A 14,141-nucleotide genomic window follows, 5' to 3' on the forward strand; every position below is an offset into this window, starting at 1 on the left:
CATAGTGGGATAAATTATGTGACACCGGGCCAACGGCACAGAGGCGAAGACAAAGTCATTTTAACACAGCGGGATGGCGTTTATCGCCAGGCTAAACTCGCCTCTCCGGAACGCTGGTCGCGCAGCACCAGAAACTGGCAATGGGTAGAAACAGTGACGCTGAATCCTGAACGAGAACAACAGGCCGCTTAAATTCATTAATGGTGCCAACTATGTTGACAATTACCGGGACTGATTGATTAGTGAATCAACCCCGCCGTTTTCGACTAATTCCCGGTAACGATAGAACGTATCACGAGAGACGCCCATGACTTTGCAGGCTCTTGATACATTCCCCAGCTCTTCAGCCAGATTAAGTAAGCCCACTTTGTGTTTGATAATTGAATTGCTAGTATGATACATGAGAGTGACCTCTTTTTGTTTTGATTTAAGTTTTGAACACCTTTAATCAAAGTAGGTAACTCTCATCTTTTCAAGATGAAATGTCAGATCGAGTGACGACTAATACATTTTATGCCCTTTCTGCAAACTCTTTTTAAAACGCAGCGTGTACTCAGCAATAACATACATACGCCCAGCTTTAAACTCCTCTTCCAGATCAAGGCCTAATGCCTCTTTCATAAAAGCATGTCGAGTCCATTCCAGATAAAACGGATAATAAAGCCCATCCACAATACCTTGAAAATCAACATGTTGCTCATCAACCACATACTCTTTAGAAAACATCACAGATCCTTAAAATAGTTTTAATAGGGGAAATTTCATCGGAAAAAGCAAGCATTCTTTTATTGAAGATATTATTTATATTATTCGGAATATTACCTCATACAACCATGTTCATATTATCTTCCAGTTTTATTTTTTGTAATAGGCATATCAAATTTCCAATAGGAAATAAATCTTTCTTAGAATAGGTCAAGCTTTATAACTAACGCAGAAATAATTATCTAAGAAAAACACACCTGTAGCAATTGCCACAGGTGTGCCTGGTGTTGGTAATAAAACAAAGTGGTAATTTAAGTTATAAAGTATATGTATTTAATTTCCTGTCATTCCCATTCAGGAGAAAAAATAAAACAACATCAATCACAAATATTCAAATAATTTATTTATTTTAATTTTACGTTACCAAACTTCTACACAGCTAATCATTTCTTGATGTAATTTAATTACTTGATCACAAAATTCAGTTGAATTGATATGATATGGACTAAAAATAAGTTTTCTTTTCTTTGTTATTTTATAAGTATTTGTAAAAGCACTTATGAAAGCATTATCCGCATCTGGAGACCAAAAAATTCCTCCTTCGATATCTAAAGCAGAAAAACCGCCCATAGGAACAATAAAGCGAACTTCCCCCTCATTACGATTAAGTTTTTCAGCAATCCAGACTCCCAATTTTTTATTCTCTTCCGGCGTAGTCCTAACCAATGTTACCTGCGCATTATGATGATAAAATTGACGATTTTTATATTGTTCAGGTATTGTTGATGAATGCCCAAAATTAATCATGTCTAGTGCGCCACAAGAGATAACACACGGAGTTTTTGTCCGCGCAATACTATCAAAACGCTCTTCATCACAAGCCAAAACACCACCAAAAAGATAACTACATACCTCAGCTATTGTGATATCAAGCACAGAATGCAGGCAATGACTGTCTATTAATTTTTCCATCGCTTTACCGCCGCTGCCCGTGGCATGGAATACCAGACACTCATAATTACTCTTTAATTTGGCAGTAATTTGTTGAACACAATGTGTTGTTACACCAAACATAGTTAACGCTATTGCTGGTTTCTGTTTGATATATATATCTTCCTGCTCATTAAAACAAACAGCTCCAGCAATCTGATTAGCTGCATTCCTCAAGATTTTTCGAGAAATAAAATTCAGGCCAGAAACATCAGTAACGGAATACATCATAGCGATATCACTCGCTCCTATATAACCGGAGATGTTACCTGATGCCATTGTTGAAACCATGAGCTTTGGTAAACCTATAGGCAGGGTTTGCATAGCAAAGGTAATCAACGCGGTACCGCCAGAACCGCCAAGCCCAAGAATGGCGACAATATCTGTCTGTTGCTGTAAATAATTCCGAAAAGCAATTGCCATTGCCGCAATGGCTTCACCTCTATCACTACAAAATACAGCCTGCTTCCCATCAGGATGATAGTCTGCAATGATTTCTGAATGAACATCAGCCCCACGGATCAACTGAGTGGATCTTGTTGTTAAATCAACAATACGGACAGTAAGCCCAACTCTTCTTATCAGTTCACTGACGTAAAAAACTTCTTCACTTTTAGTATCCAGCGTCGCGGCGATATAGACAAATCCCTGATACCCTTTCATAAGAAAGCCTTTACTTATCACAACTCATGAAGTAAAAAGTGAGAGGTTATTTTTATGAGACTACAGTATCATTTATAACTCATAAAGAATGAGACCACAGTCTCATTTTGGGTCAGATCTAATTAATAAAAATAATAAACCATATAACAAAAAAAACAAAATTAACTATAAAACAACCAGTTAAATCAACAGCAAGAGAGAGAACACAAAATAAACATAAAAAAATTTTAACTTATAAAAAATAGACAGCATAATTGTCATCACCTAACCCACTGAAATAATCATTGAAAATATTTAAATGGTTAGATGATAGAGCTAGCTGATAAAAAGCGAATTAATTGTCCATAAAATATTCCATATGCCTGATATAAAATAAATTCATTACCTCATAAGGGCTTTGTGATGCTACCTATTCATATACCACCAAACTATACTGGTGCACGTAAACGCACTTATCAATTACTCATTAATACTGCTCTGACTCTATTTGAAAAAGGAATAATGCCGTCAATATCAGAGTTAGCTATAAAAGCCGGAGTTTCCCGGGCAACAGCATACCGCTATTTTCCAACACAAAGTGACTTAATTGCGGCTATTGTCAGTGCTAGCTTAGGGCCAATCCTCACTTGGCATCCCAAAAGTGAAAAAACAGAAGAACGAATCGCTGAATTGATGGATTTTGCTTATCCTCGAATGTTTGAATATGAGGTAGCACTTCGGGCAGCCTTACAAGTATCATTACAACAATGGATAGAAAGGCGATCTTTATCCGATAAATCTAAAGAAAAACAACTGGAGAGAGGAAATAGAAAAGAAACTTTATCGATGATTACATCACCGATGAAAAATTCATTTTCTCCGGAACTCATTGATAGAGTCATGAAATCCTTATCTGTTATCTATGGTTCAGAGATTTTTTTAGTACTGAAAGACATTTGGAAACTTAATAATGAACAAGTTATTGAAATAGCGAAGTGGATGGCAAAAGCGATCATAAATCAAGCGATTGAAGAAAACAAAAACGAAGAATAATTAAAATATTTTACTTAAAAATAAATGAATTAAGTTAGGCAATAAAAGACTATTCTGTAGAATCCGAAAAATCCACCTTAGCCAAGAGCTAAGATGGATTAGCGATTTTGCCCGAATCTCATATATGCAATATATTCTGCATATCACGACATTCCCACAATCATCTCATCGTAACAAACTCTTCCGCTGCTGTCGGATGGATCGCAACTGTATTATCAAAGTCTTTTTTCGTCGCACCCATTTTCAGTGCAACAGCAAAGCCCTGTAGCATTTCATCCATTCCAAAGCCTATGCCATGAATCCCGACAATCTTCTCATCTTCACCAGCACAGACCAGTTTCATACGGCATGGCTGACGGTACTGTGTCACTGCTGTGTACATTGCGGTAAAGGACGAAGTGTAGACTTTAACCTGATCATCACCATACTGCGCTTTTGCCTGTGGCTCCGTCATACCGATGGTGCCGATTGGCGGATGGCTGAATACTACTGTCGGCACATTGGTATAATCCAGATGTTCATCCGGCTTATTGTTAAACAGACGCTCCGATAAACGGCGACCTGCCGCGACAGCAACAGGAGTCAACTCTATCGCACCTGTATTATCGCCTACGGCATAAATACCTTTTACATTGGTATTTTGATATTTATCGACCTGAATATAGCCTCGTTCATCCAACTTAATACCCGCAGCAGACAAATTCAGATTATCTGTCGCAGGTTCGCGCCCAATCGCCCAAATCAGCGTATCAACCGTTTGTTCTCTGCCATCCTGTAGTTGCAGTGTCAGGCTACCATCAGCATTTTTTATTACTGCTTTTGGCACAGCCTCCGTATGCAGCTTCGGCCCTTCATTCTCGATCACTTCCAGCAATGTATTTACGATCAGCGGATCAAAAGAACGTAATGGCGCGTGTTTACGTACAAAAAGGTGAGTTTCGCTACCCAACGCATTCAGAACACCGGCAAGTTCCACCGCAATATAGCCAGCTCCTACGACAGCTACCCGCTCTGGCATTTCATCCAGTTCAAAGAAACCATCTGAATCAATGCCATATTCCGCTCCGGGAATAGACGGGTTTTTAGGGCGACCACCGGTCGCAATTAATATATGATCCGCGGTAATTATTTCGCCATTTACTTCAACACTCTTTGCATCAACAAAACGTGCAAATCCCTGAATAACATCGACGTGATTATTACCCAACACACGCTCATACGATGAATGAATGCGGTCAATATAGGATGTACGGCTGGCAATCAGTTTTTTCCAGTCAAAGTGATTGATTGTGGTATCAAAACCATAATCAGGGCCATATTGATGAATAGATTCCGCAATCTGGGCAGCATGCCACATCACTTTCTTCGGTACACAGCCTACATTTACACATGTTCCACCCAGTGCTTTTGCTTCAATCAAGGCACATTTCTGCCCATACATGGCTGCACGGTTAATGGAAGCAATACCACCGCTGCCGCCGCCAATTGCTATATAATCGTAATGTTTACTCATCTTAGGCACTTCCGTTTAATCAATTAACCTACTGACTACAATTTAATCGTACGCGTATTATGACAAAAAGTTATCACTATTTATGATGATTCTGGCTTTCGTTGTCATAGGCTGGAGCTATCAAGTTGATGCTCCATGCTGAAGTATTATGCTAGAGAATCGTTTTATTCCGGTACAATCCACTCTACTGAAGTATGGCCTGTTCCTTCAGGGATCAGTACCTGATGCAGCCACGGCAACACAGTTTTCATCTGCTGTTCCAGCTTCCACGGCGGATTGATTACAATCATGCCCGATGCTGTCATACCACGTTGATCACTATCCGGGCGCACACCAAGCTCAATCTGCAAGATTTTGCGAATCCCGGTTTTTTCCAAATCCTTGACCATACGCTTAATCTGCTGACGAAGCACCACCGGATACCACAGCGCATAAGTCCCCGTCGCGAAACGTTTGTATCCTTCCAGAATACCCTGAACAACATTCTGATAATCCGACTTCAGCTCATAAGGAGGATCTATCAGCACCAATCCACGGCGGGTTTTAGGAGGTAATTTTGATTTCAGCTGTTGATAACCATCTTCACGCAGAACACGTGCGCGTTGGTCACGGGAGAACTCACTACGCAACAGAGGAAAATCACTTGGATGCAACTCACTCAGGTTCAGTTCATCATCTTCGCGCAATAAATGACGGGCAATTAATGGTGAACCGGGGTAATAACGCAAGACACCATGCTGATTCAGAGCCTTTACCACTTTCATATAACCGGATAACTCTTCAGGAATATCATCACGCTGCCAAATACGAGCAATCCCTTCCAGATACTCTCCCGTACGTTCGGCATGTTCACCACTGAGCTGATAGCGACCTGCGCCTGCGTGAGTATCCAGATAAAGGAAAGGCTTCTCTTTTTCCTTAAGTGACTCAATGATAAGACTTTGGACCGTGTGCTTTAGCACATCAGCATGGTTGCCTGCATGGAAGCTATGACGATAACTTAGCATTTGATTTTCAAACCCCGGGAGAGAAATATTAATAACTTGCCTGATGGCTTATCAGACAACAAAAAAGCATTATGCCTCATTCTCACCAAAAAAGATAAAAGCCTACACTTTCCTCTCATCAGCTGTAACTGACGTCGAATTTTCAGGAAGAAATCCAGATCAGCATATAAAATTTTGAGTAAGAGGTTTAAATCAGACTAGGAATAGTTCATGAAGTCGAAGACTATGATCTTGGCTGTATTAGTCGTTTTCAGTATGAATATTGCCTATGCAAAACCAACTAAAGCGGGGTGTGAAAGCAAACAGAAAACGTTAGAGAAACAACTCCAATACGCAAAAAATGACATGGATGAAAGATTAATCTCCGGGTTAACCAGAACACTGGAAAGCCTGAATGTAGCCTGCGAGTGGGAAAGACGCCTGAAAGTTTCACAAAAGCAACTTTCCAAATCTAAAAATAACTCAGTCTCTACTAACACATCAAATAACTCAGCTTCTCCAAAGGGTTCTCATACCCGCTCAGAACAAAAAGTAAAAAAGAAAATTAAAAAAGTGCAGGCCAAAAAGAAGAAATAGACCCGCACTGAAACACCAACCAATGCTGTACATCTTTTTACCCTGAGACAGACCAGATACATATTTAAAAGTTTTTCTCCTTAACCTGCTGTGAGTTAGAAGGGGATAACTTATAGTAAACTTTATCATCTGCGAGTGGTTTATTTTCAATTTTCATTGAAAGGATCGCATTATCTTTGGAAATCGTATAATAGTTGAAATTATTTTCTTTTCCGTCATAAGGATACTGAAAATCCGGTTTCAATAACTTCTTTTCATAAGATCTTATATAAGGATCATACTCATCTTCATAAACTACCCGTTTATTTCTGACAAAAATAATCTTATAAAAAAGGCTAGATTTTCCTTTAAATGCAGCTCCGATGATATCCTCAATATCTTTATGTCTCACTCCTTTATCAATAATATACATTTCGTCCCAGTCAAAAGGGACGATTTTATTCATATCAATCAGACAATCCGTGTTTTTCTGGCAATGTCTATCGGCATAATCGATAATACTTAACTTACTGTTATTAGCAGATAAAAAGAAAATGACAACACCCAACATTAACGCAAGTGCAACAATATTATTTTTGTTGATAACGTGGAAAAACATCATTCCCCCTTCATAATCAAATCAGAGTATGAGAAAACGGTTTTTGAATTCCTATTTTCATAATCAATCAGTTAAATCTCTATATAAATTTCATAGTGGTATCTCAATACCATTATTTAACTTACCTATCGATAAAAGTAATCAAAAAAACCCTATCCGCTCTCAATCAGCAGCTTTATTTCGTGAATACATAATGATGTCATGAAGATCTGAATTTATTTGTTAATATGACCCCACATCACCCATAATAAGTGACTACGCCATACTGCTATTTCATATCTTTACTGAGGATTTAAAAGTTAAAAATCACCCTCTTTTTTATTATTTTCAGCATAAAAAGCACTATGCAGGGGTACTTTATGCGAGGAAAGAGTATATTAAGTTTACTAACAATTTTCTAGGTTTCAAATAGAAAAATTTGATAAACAAAACATAAATGAGACGAAATTTTGCTAATGTGGTTTAGTGGTAACTTTTAACTAATACCGAAAAGTACCCTCTTCTGAAAAAAGCACCTTCTTATCTTTTGAAATATATAAAATACCTTGTTGGTAAATTGTATATGTTATTCCTTTACTCTTAAACTTATATCCATAAAAAGAACAGCTCCCTGTATCACAATCTCTGTTCATAGTGCTTCCTTTCATTATTAATGAAGTATGCTTTTTCTTATTTTTCACAACAGATTTTACATCTTCACAACTTACATACCCTTCCGGGCAAAGATTATAAATAGCAATGTGATACGTTTTTGTTTCAAAAATAGTTGCATCATCTGCGAATGATACAAATGAAAATAAAGATAGCATAAAAGCTAATAATATTTTTTTCATCATTCTTATGTTTCCTTAATGGTCAGTTTTTAACTCAGTCAGCATATATCAGCCATGAGTTATTTGATTCCTTATTTTTCTCACATAATCAATAATCTCATGAGCTGTCAGGCCTATCGGCCCTATTCCATCAGCAACCAACATATCCGCCGCTTTACCGTGTAACCAAACTCCTGCCCTTATCGCTTCCTCTAATGGAATATCCTGAGCCAGCAGACTACCGATAATACCGGAAAGTACATCACCACTGCCAGCAGTCGCCAAGCCACTATTGCCTGTTTCATTGATCCACGTGCGGCCATCCGGCGCAGCAATGACAGTGCGATGACCTTTAAGCACCGCCCAGCAACCATATCGTGAACTCAAGACCCGCGCCGAGCCCGACCTGTCAGACTGAATAGATTTTGAGTCCGTCTGTAACAATCTCGATGCTTCTTTCACGTGCGGTGTAATAACGGTTTTATCCGAAAGCTGAATTTTGTCTGGCAATTTTGCCAAAATATTAAGCCCATCGGCATCAATCAGTACTTTTTCTCCTTGATGGATACGATTAATTATTTTCTTTATCAGATTAACCGCCTCAACAGAAATACCCAGCCCACAACCAATTACCCATGCAGATGGAAGCTCCCCCTCAAAGAGCCGACTTGCTTTGCTCAGCATCAATTCCGGTACGGTATCTATTAGTTGGATAGCAAGCGGCTCCTGATTAAAACCGATAATAACCTTCCCGCACCCACTCTTTAGCGCAGCTGTACCGGCCAGAACACAAGCACCACTCATCGTTTCCGCTCCACCGATAATATTCAGCGTCCCGAACGTCCCTTTATGACTCTCTTCAGGTCTGGGCTGTGTTACAGTCGGAAACAAGTCCGCTAATTGATTTTTTTCATTCTGACTGATCATCATTTACCTCTTGGTTTTCTGCTCATTTGTTATCATTACAGTATACGGGGACAATTCATTTGATACGAAAAGCAATGGGAAGAGGCTAAAAAATTGTTCGGATTTAATAAAGCACAACAGCAGCTAAAACAGAACGTTATTACACCGGGATACATGCGGCAAAATAACAAGGCCAGTGCTCCGCCCGCGATCCACCTTAAGGGGCAATGGCTTAAACAAGCAGGGTTTGAGATTGGCGGTTCAGTCACGGTAAAAATCATGGACGGCTGTCTGGTGCTGATCCCCGCGAGTTCCGAGACCAACAGCCTCAAACAGCAATACCAGCGCCAGCAAGCACAACTCAGTGAAATTAAATTGAGGATGCGGGAGTTGATTGGCGACTACAAAAGCCGCTAAGGGCAGAGAGTGAGCAGCTCTTAAAATAAGAAAACCGGAAGATCACGGGGATCTTTCCAGCTTTAAAACTAATTAATAAAATTATATTTTGTGAATATTACATTTTCTATCTTCTAAAATTGCAATGAAGGTATCATAGTAATTGCAATCAGAAGGACTAATTCTTTCTAAAAAAAGTTTTAATTTATTTATATTTTCAATATAAATATTAATTTCTGATTTTTCATAGCTAAGATCACCCAATAAATCATCAAACCCGTGAAAATCTCTACCTATATATCCTCTTTTCCCCCAAAATGCTTCTCCAAGCATGCAAAAGAAGTCAAGATAATTATTGATGCCTTCTAAGCTTAGTGAGGCATTAAGTATTTTATTAGGTTTTGGTGGAAAAATTTGCTGCCAGTATAAACAGGTGGTTAGCCATAGACTTTTTGCTTCTATGCATTTGTTGTTTTTCCAGTAGATAAAATCATTTCCTTTAACCCACTCTTTTAAAATAGCAATAATGGTAAGAGGTGGCTCATCAGAAGTTTTTATTACGAATGAAAACTCTTGACTGTTTGTTAGAGTATTTTCTTTGTCTATTATATGACCATCAAATTCAAATACACATACCCCATTGATATAATAGGATATAGTAATAGTGTCTTCTTTTTTTACTTTGACATTCTTCTGCAACTTTATTTCTTTTGATCTTAATAGAATCAATCCGAAATGATCGCTTTCATGATTACTCAGGTGAAAAAAGTCAATATCATCGGCTATAGCGCATTCTACATCATTAATATATATACAATATTTACTGTTGATCATAGTATTGCCATTCTGTTGAATAATTTAATGTTTATCATTTCATTGGCTTGTGCCCTGGATATTTACCGCCATCGGGGTACCAAGGAGCCGGAAATTTATAGACTTTCTCGTAATCATGATTTAGTGCATATCCATATATTTTTTGACCATTCGGTAATGTTTGTTCTAGTATGCGATGGTGTGGATCAAGCCCTTTTCCTGAATGAACTACTTGCCATTCTTTAGCTCCGATCCAGAATTTATTCGTTTTTCCATTTCTATCTTCTAGGGTTTTTTGAATTCCAGTATCTTTATGTACCCTTGGAGTACCTTTTCCTGTGATTATATCTTCATATTCTCCCCTAACGCTTTTAGGAACTGGGTTTGGTGAAGATAATTTAAGGGATTTATCACAATCTTTGCCTGCCAGACCGTAAGGTCAACCCAAGACAGCGGATTATGTACGTAAGAATAAGGATTCAGCCCGCCCAGCAGCCCTATCGGGTCTGGCGAAATATACTGCGCCGTTTCCGGATTATAGTAACGAAAACGGTTATAGAAAAGCCCGCTTTCTTCATCCTCATATTGTCCACAGAACCGTAAATTGCAGTTGACGTGATAATCCGGATCATTCGAGGCGATCACCGGCGATTTTTCCGCTTTACCCCACGTGGTCAGCCGCTGCGCCCAGACCAGCCCACCTTCCTCGTTCAGCATTTCCCTCGGGGTGCCCTGATGATCACTAACGATGTAATGCAGTTTGCCCCGCTCAAAACGTGCTGATGGTGTCAGTGCTCCTGGCTCGTATAACCAGCGGATTCGCTGCCCTTCTACCGGCGTACCATCGGCATAAATCGGCGTTTCTTCAATCAGTTGATCACCGCTCCACAGGTAATCGTGCCCCATAATGGCATCCGGTTTAACCGTTAAGTCCGGCTTGCCATCCAGCCAACGTTGTAAGTTAGCAGCAACCAATTTGCCATCGTGCACTTTCAGTTTACGGATACGCCGCCCGAACGCATCATATTGATAATGCCAGCGGGAACCATCCGGAGTTTCGCAGTGGGTAAGTTGGTTTTGCGTATCCCAGCGGTAGCGCCAGATTTGTGGCCGGAAGCCATCACGTTGCTCGTTTTTTTCCACCAATCGTCCATTGCCATCATAACGGTAACGGGTCTGTCCCCAACGTCCATCGTCAATCACCCTGACATTGTACGCCCGGTCATATTGCCAACTACGGTTGACGGCGGTGGCCTGCCCCGTCGATTGATGCGCCAGTAAACCAGTCGCGGTGTAGCGGCTGGCAAGGATAAAACTGCCAAAGCCGAACATACACCGTGGGATACGTGCCGCAAAATGACAAGGACAAAGCTCCGCCCGCGATCCACCTTAAGGGGCAATGGCTTAAACAAGCAGGCTTTGAGATTGGCGGCTCGGTCACGGTGAAGATCATGGAGGGCTGTTTAGTGCTGATCCCCGACAGTGACGAGACCCACAGCCTTAAGCAGCAATACCAGCGCCAGCGCGAGCAAATCAGTGAGATTAAGTTGCGGATGCGGGAACTGATTGGGAATTACAAGGCAGGATGATGATAAAAAGCCGGAAGATCACGAGGATCTTTCCGGCTTGTTATCAAACCTTGGGTTCACTTATTATGCGAAACCAAAAAGTTTAGTTATTACGCATCAAGATACTCAGTTATATAGTCATAAAATGAATCATTTACTTTATGGCTTTCCAAAGAATCTGGATTAACTAAAACAACAGGATATTCATTTTCGTTATTCACTATGCTGGTATCAATACATAACAAATAATCGCCATCTTGAAAATCCAAAGCTATATACTTATTTGGCAGCCCAACATCTTCTCTTTGAAAAAGAGTAAATGATACAACATCACCATCCTGCCCCACTTCATTTTCAAATAAACCTGCAAATGAGCGATTATCAATCTCAATTGAACCAAATTTTTCAATAAAGGATGAATAAGAAGGAGGGAACGACACGCCTAACATGCTCTCAGCTTTTTTAACAAACTCTTTATTAACTTCACCTGATATAACTACTTCACTGCCATCAAGTATATTCTTATTAATCAAATCACTAATACTGTTTTTCATTCTTATAACTCCTCAGCACGCAATTTCCAATATGCCTTTCTAAATTTGTTATATTCTCTATCAGCAGCCTTGTTATTCCTAAAGCTCCGCCCACTCTCAATTAAGCCATGAAGCTCTCGATGGTATTGTTTATGTAATGATGCAGGCAACTCTACCATTGGGCCGGGTTCTTTTCCTATCACGTGATGTAAATTAAGCTGTCGGCCATCAGGGCCAAACGGAGCATAACCTTGTCGCATAAGATCTTTATTTGTTGCTCCATTCTCTATCATTTTTTTCATCTTATTAAAACTAGGTGAATTTAATGCTGACTCCACTATTTTCATATCTTTTACTGGAGTTTTCACATCAATTATTCCATCGTTTTTATACACCCGTCGACCAAGAGCAGTGTCAACTCTATTTTCTAGTTTATAATTCCTTGGGCATGGTGCTAACCCGAATGGATCGGCCCATCCCGTGGGATTAGCAAGGAAAGACAGCTGACACAACTGGAACTGGCGAATTTACTGGATATCCAGCCCCGCATGGTGGGACGCTGGGAGCAGGGACAGGTTAAGCCGCAGTTTGACTACATTATTAAATTAGCCCAGTTGCTTGAAGTCAGTATTGACCATTTGTTATTGGGCGAAGAAGGCACAACGGCACCGGTTTTTGATATTAAAAACAAGCGGCTAAAAGAGCTGTGTAAACAGGTTGATGAGCTGAAGGCAGAAGATCAGGACGTGATTTGTCATTTTCTGGATATGGCGATCACACAAGAGAAGATTAAGCAGGTTATTAATATAACACGATGATACTTAAAGCGTTCTGTTCGTGTTGGAGCACGAGCAGAACGCTAACCACAAGCAACTAAACAGGAGTTGAATGATGGCTAAGGCGCATTCTAAGCAAAACCGCGCGGTAAATAAAGCCGCGAAAACAGAACGTTATTACACCGTGGGATACGCCCCGCAAAATAACAAGGCCAAGGCACCGCCTGCGATACACCTTAAAGGGCAATGGCTTAAACAGGCTGGATTCGATATTGGCGGCTCTGTTACCGTCAAAATCATGGATGGCTGTTTAGTGCTCATCCCCGACAGCGACGAGACGAACAGCCTTAAACAGCAATACCAGCGCCAGCGCGAGCAAATCAGTGAAATTAAGCTGAGGATGCGGGAGTTGATTGGGGATTACAAAAGCTGCTAAGAGCAAAGATTGAGCAGCTCTTAGAAAGAATCAAGCCGGAAAAATCGAAAAGTATTTCCGGCTTTAATATTAATCGAAGAGGAGCACCATATTGAATATAGTTAATACCATCTTGCTAATGGAGAGTTCTCACCCAAATTCTTCTCGATCAATTCCTTAGTAATAATTTTTTTATCAACCAAGGGAGTAATTATTTCGTTTAAAATCTCGAAATCCTCTTGGCATCCAGTATTGTCAAAAAGTAAAAAGAATGATTTATCAATAAGCTGGTTATCATCACATTCTTTAGCTTCCATAATTAAATCTACAATTCTAGATTTAATTTTTTTATTTTCTAAATACTCTTCATTCTCCGAAGAATATTCTTTAGTATAAAAATCATCTATACGCAATTAACTTGAAGATGCAGGTTTTAATCGCTGGAAATGATCAGTCAGTCGGGTAGCCAATTCCTGTGCTTTTGTTGGCAAAGTGACATGATAAAAATGTCGAAGTGTTCCCCGAAACGTTTTTGCATCCGGGAAATAGACATTGTTGCGTATTTGCTCATTCGTGTACTTCCATAATCGTTCAATGGGGTTGAGATTAGGGCTGTAGGGGGGCAAGTAATGCAATTGAATATTCAGCTCTTGAGCCGCTGATTTTACTAATTCAGCGCGGTGATAACCTGCACCATCCAAAATAATATGCACTTTTTGTTGGAAGGGATAGGTTTCCCTAATGGCATGGAAAAAAAGGACGACATTTTCCGCGTTAATCGTCGGATATTCACGAATAACCGTCTCTTCAATCCGGTGTAAATTGAGTGCCCCCATGA

Annotated in this window: 16 protein-coding genes and 5 pseudogenes; 7 read left to right on the forward strand and 14 right to left on the reverse strand. The window is 39.8% G+C overall.

What is annotated here, in order from left to right; genetic code table 11:
• A pseudogene (locus Xinn_RS22180) lies at positions 1–192 on the forward strand (IS3 family transposase); the annotation flags it as partial.
• Positions 193–225: 33 nt separating this feature from the next.
• On the opposite strand, the pseudogene Xinn_RS17715 reads toward Xinn_RS22180, so the two are convergent.
• The 3 genes and pseudogenes from Xinn_RS17715 to Xinn_RS17725 all read right to left on the reverse strand — a co-directional run.
• Positions 226–402 (reverse strand): annotated as a pseudogene (locus Xinn_RS17715) (helix-turn-helix domain-containing protein); the annotation flags it as partial.
• 105 nt (positions 403–507) lie between these two features.
• Positions 508–726, reverse strand: a pseudogene (locus Xinn_RS17720) (hotdog family protein); the annotation flags it as partial.
• A gap of 399 nt (positions 727–1,125) precedes the next feature.
• A complete protein-coding gene (locus tag Xinn_RS17725) occupies positions 1,126–2,358 on the reverse strand; it encodes a Tm-1-like ATP-binding domain-containing protein (protein ID WP_086954637.1) in 1,233 nt (410 codons plus the stop codon).
• 402 nt (positions 2,359–2,760) lie between these two features.
• Here Xinn_RS17725 and Xinn_RS17730 point away from each other — a divergent pair, with 402 nt between their 5' ends.
• Positions 2,761–3,390, forward strand: a complete 630-nt coding sequence (locus Xinn_RS17730; protein WP_086954638.1) for a TetR/AcrR family transcriptional regulator — start codon at positions 2,761–2,763, stop codon at positions 3,388–3,390.
• 160 nt (positions 3,391–3,550) lie between these two features.
• Here Xinn_RS17730 and gorA read toward each other — a convergent pair whose 3' ends face one another.
• Positions 3,551–4,903, reverse strand: coding sequence for a glutathione-disulfide reductase (gene gorA / locus Xinn_RS17735; RefSeq protein WP_086954639.1), 1,353 nt, complete (start codon positions 4,901–4,903; stop codon positions 3,551–3,553).
• A 164-nt stretch (positions 4,904–5,067) separates the two neighbouring features.
• Positions 5,068–5,910 carry a 23S rRNA (adenine(2030)-N(6))-methyltransferase RlmJ gene (locus tag Xinn_RS17740; RefSeq protein WP_086954640.1) on the reverse strand — a complete coding sequence of 281 codons (843 nt, stop codon included), beginning with the start codon at positions 5,908–5,910 and terminating at the stop codon, positions 5,068–5,070.
• A gap of 210 nt (positions 5,911–6,120) precedes the next feature.
• On the opposite strand from Xinn_RS17740, the gene Xinn_RS17745 reads away from it, so the two are divergent.
• Positions 6,121–6,486 (forward strand): DUF1090 family protein, encoded by a 366-nt coding sequence (locus tag Xinn_RS17745; RefSeq protein WP_086954641.1) that lies wholly within the window; start codon positions 6,121–6,123, stop codon positions 6,484–6,486.
• A gap of 64 nt (positions 6,487–6,550) precedes the next feature.
• Here Xinn_RS17745 and Xinn_RS17750 read toward each other — a convergent pair whose 3' ends face one another.
• The 3 genes from Xinn_RS17750 to Xinn_RS17760 form a co-directional block, all read right to left on the reverse strand.
• The gene (locus Xinn_RS17750) at positions 6,551–7,087 is read right to left on the reverse strand and encodes a hypothetical protein (RefSeq protein WP_244590245.1); all 537 of its coding nucleotides are present in this window, start codon (positions 7,085–7,087) and stop codon (positions 6,551–6,553) included.
• Between the two features lie 476 nt (positions 7,088–7,563).
• On the reverse strand, positions 7,564–7,920 hold the full coding sequence (locus tag Xinn_RS17755; RefSeq protein WP_086954643.1) for a hypothetical protein: 357 nt from the start codon (positions 7,918–7,920) through the stop codon (positions 7,564–7,566).
• 45 nt (positions 7,921–7,965) lie between these two features.
• Positions 7,966–8,826, reverse strand: coding sequence for an NAD(P)H-hydrate dehydratase (locus Xinn_RS17760; protein WP_244590246.1), 861 nt, complete (start codon positions 8,824–8,826; stop codon positions 7,966–7,968).
• A gap of 116 nt (positions 8,827–8,942) precedes the next feature.
• Here Xinn_RS17760 and Xinn_RS17765 point away from each other — a divergent pair.
• Positions 8,943–9,219 (forward strand): annotated as a pseudogene (locus Xinn_RS17765) (SymE family type I addiction module toxin); the annotation flags it as partial.
• An 81-nt stretch (positions 9,220–9,300) separates the two neighbouring features.
• Here Xinn_RS17765 and Xinn_RS17770 read toward each other — a convergent pair.
• The gene (locus tag Xinn_RS17770) at positions 9,301–10,032 is read right to left on the reverse strand and encodes a barstar family protein (RefSeq protein ID WP_143706529.1); all 732 of its coding nucleotides are present in this window, start codon (positions 10,030–10,032) and stop codon (positions 9,301–9,303) included.
• A 417-nt stretch (positions 10,033–10,449) separates the two neighbouring features.
• Positions 10,450–11,325 (reverse strand): annotated as a pseudogene (locus tag Xinn_RS17780) (RHS repeat domain-containing protein); the annotation flags it as partial.
• Between the two features lie 23 nt (positions 11,326–11,348).
• On the opposite strand from Xinn_RS17780, the gene Xinn_RS17785 reads away from it, so the two are divergent.
• Positions 11,349–11,600 (forward strand): SymE family type I addiction module toxin, encoded by a 252-nt coding sequence (locus Xinn_RS17785; RefSeq protein WP_086954647.1) that lies wholly within the window; start codon positions 11,349–11,351, stop codon positions 11,598–11,600.
• Positions 11,601–11,689: 89 nt separating this feature from the next.
• Here the strand turns inward: Xinn_RS17785 and Xinn_RS17790 are convergent, their stop codons facing one another.
• Both Xinn_RS17790 and Xinn_RS17795 read right to left on the reverse strand, forming a co-directional pair.
• Positions 11,690–12,133 (reverse strand): SMI1/KNR4 family protein, encoded by a 444-nt coding sequence (locus Xinn_RS17790; protein ID WP_086954648.1) that lies wholly within the window; start codon positions 12,131–12,133, stop codon positions 11,690–11,692.
• A gap of 2 nt (positions 12,134–12,135) precedes the next feature.
• Positions 12,136–12,480: an HNH/ENDO VII family nuclease gene (locus tag Xinn_RS17795; RefSeq protein ID WP_086954649.1), complete on the reverse strand. Its 345-nt coding sequence runs from the start codon at positions 12,478–12,480 to the stop codon at positions 12,136–12,138.
• Positions 12,481–12,615: 135 nt separating this feature from the next.
• On the opposite strand from Xinn_RS17795, the gene Xinn_RS17800 reads away from it, so the two are divergent.
• Together Xinn_RS17800 and Xinn_RS17805 are read left to right on the forward strand one after the other, a co-directional pair.
• On the forward strand, positions 12,616–12,930 hold the full coding sequence (locus tag Xinn_RS17800) for a helix-turn-helix domain-containing protein (RefSeq protein WP_280176152.1): 315 nt from the start codon (positions 12,616–12,618) through the stop codon (positions 12,928–12,930).
• Positions 12,931–13,003: 73 nt separating this feature from the next.
• The gene (locus Xinn_RS17805) at positions 13,004–13,324 is read left to right on the forward strand and encodes a SymE family type I addiction module toxin (protein WP_099137719.1); all 321 of its coding nucleotides are present in this window, start codon (positions 13,004–13,006) and stop codon (positions 13,322–13,324) included.
• A gap of 101 nt (positions 13,325–13,425) precedes the next feature.
• On the opposite strand, the gene Xinn_RS17810 is transcribed toward Xinn_RS17805, so the two are convergent.
• Together Xinn_RS17810 and Xinn_RS17815 are read right to left on the reverse strand one after the other, a co-directional pair.
• A complete protein-coding gene (locus Xinn_RS17810; protein ID WP_244590250.1) occupies positions 13,426–13,716 on the reverse strand; it encodes a hypothetical protein in 291 nt (96 codons plus the stop codon).
• Positions 13,717–14,141: IS630 family transposase (locus Xinn_RS17815; RefSeq protein WP_153043414.1), on the reverse strand; the 425-nt coding region annotated here is incomplete at its 5' end.

The sequence above is a fragment of the Xenorhabdus innexi genome (genome assembly GCF_002632485.1).
GTDB classification, from domain to species: domain Bacteria; phylum Pseudomonadota; class Gammaproteobacteria; order Enterobacterales; family Enterobacteriaceae; genus Xenorhabdus; species Xenorhabdus innexi.

Excerpts from the sequence above, each read along its gene's own strand:
- Xinn_RS17755 (WP_086954643.1), bottom strand. The coding sequence starts at position 7,920 with ATGATGAAAAAAATATTATTAGCTTTTATGCTATCTTTATTTTCATTT.
- Xinn_RS17790 (WP_086954648.1), bottom strand. The coding sequence starts at position 12,133 with ATGAAAAACAGTATTAGTGATTTGATTAATAAGAATATACTTGATGGC.
- gorA (WP_086954639.1), bottom strand. The coding sequence starts at position 4,903 with ATGAGTAAACATTACGATTATATAGCAATTGGCGGCGGCAGCGGTGGT.
- Xinn_RS17725 (WP_086954637.1), bottom strand. The coding sequence starts at position 2,358 with ATGAAAGGGTATCAGGGATTTGTCTATATCGCCGCGACGCTGGATACT.
- Xinn_RS17730 (WP_086954638.1), top strand. The coding sequence starts at position 2,761 with ATGCTACCTATTCATATACCACCAAACTATACTGGTGCACGTAAACGC.
- Xinn_RS17770 (WP_143706529.1), bottom strand. The coding sequence starts at position 10,032 with ATGATCAACAGTAAATATTGTATATATATTAATGATGTAGAATGCGCT.
- Xinn_RS17740 (WP_086954640.1), bottom strand. The coding sequence starts at position 5,910 with ATGCTAAGTTATCGTCATAGCTTCCATGCAGGCAACCATGCTGATGTG.
- Xinn_RS17805 (WP_099137719.1), top strand. The coding sequence starts at position 13,004 with ATGGCTAAGGCGCATTCTAAGCAAAACCGCGCGGTAAATAAAGCCGCG.
- Xinn_RS17750 (WP_244590245.1), bottom strand. The coding sequence starts at position 7,087 with ATGATGTTTTTCCACGTTATCAACAAAAATAATATTGTTGCACTTGCG.
- Xinn_RS17745 (WP_086954641.1), top strand. The coding sequence starts at position 6,121 with ATGAAGTCGAAGACTATGATCTTGGCTGTATTAGTCGTTTTCAGTATG.
- Xinn_RS17760 (WP_244590246.1), bottom strand. The coding sequence starts at position 8,826 with ATGATGATCAGTCAGAATGAAAAAAATCAATTAGCGGACTTGTTTCCG.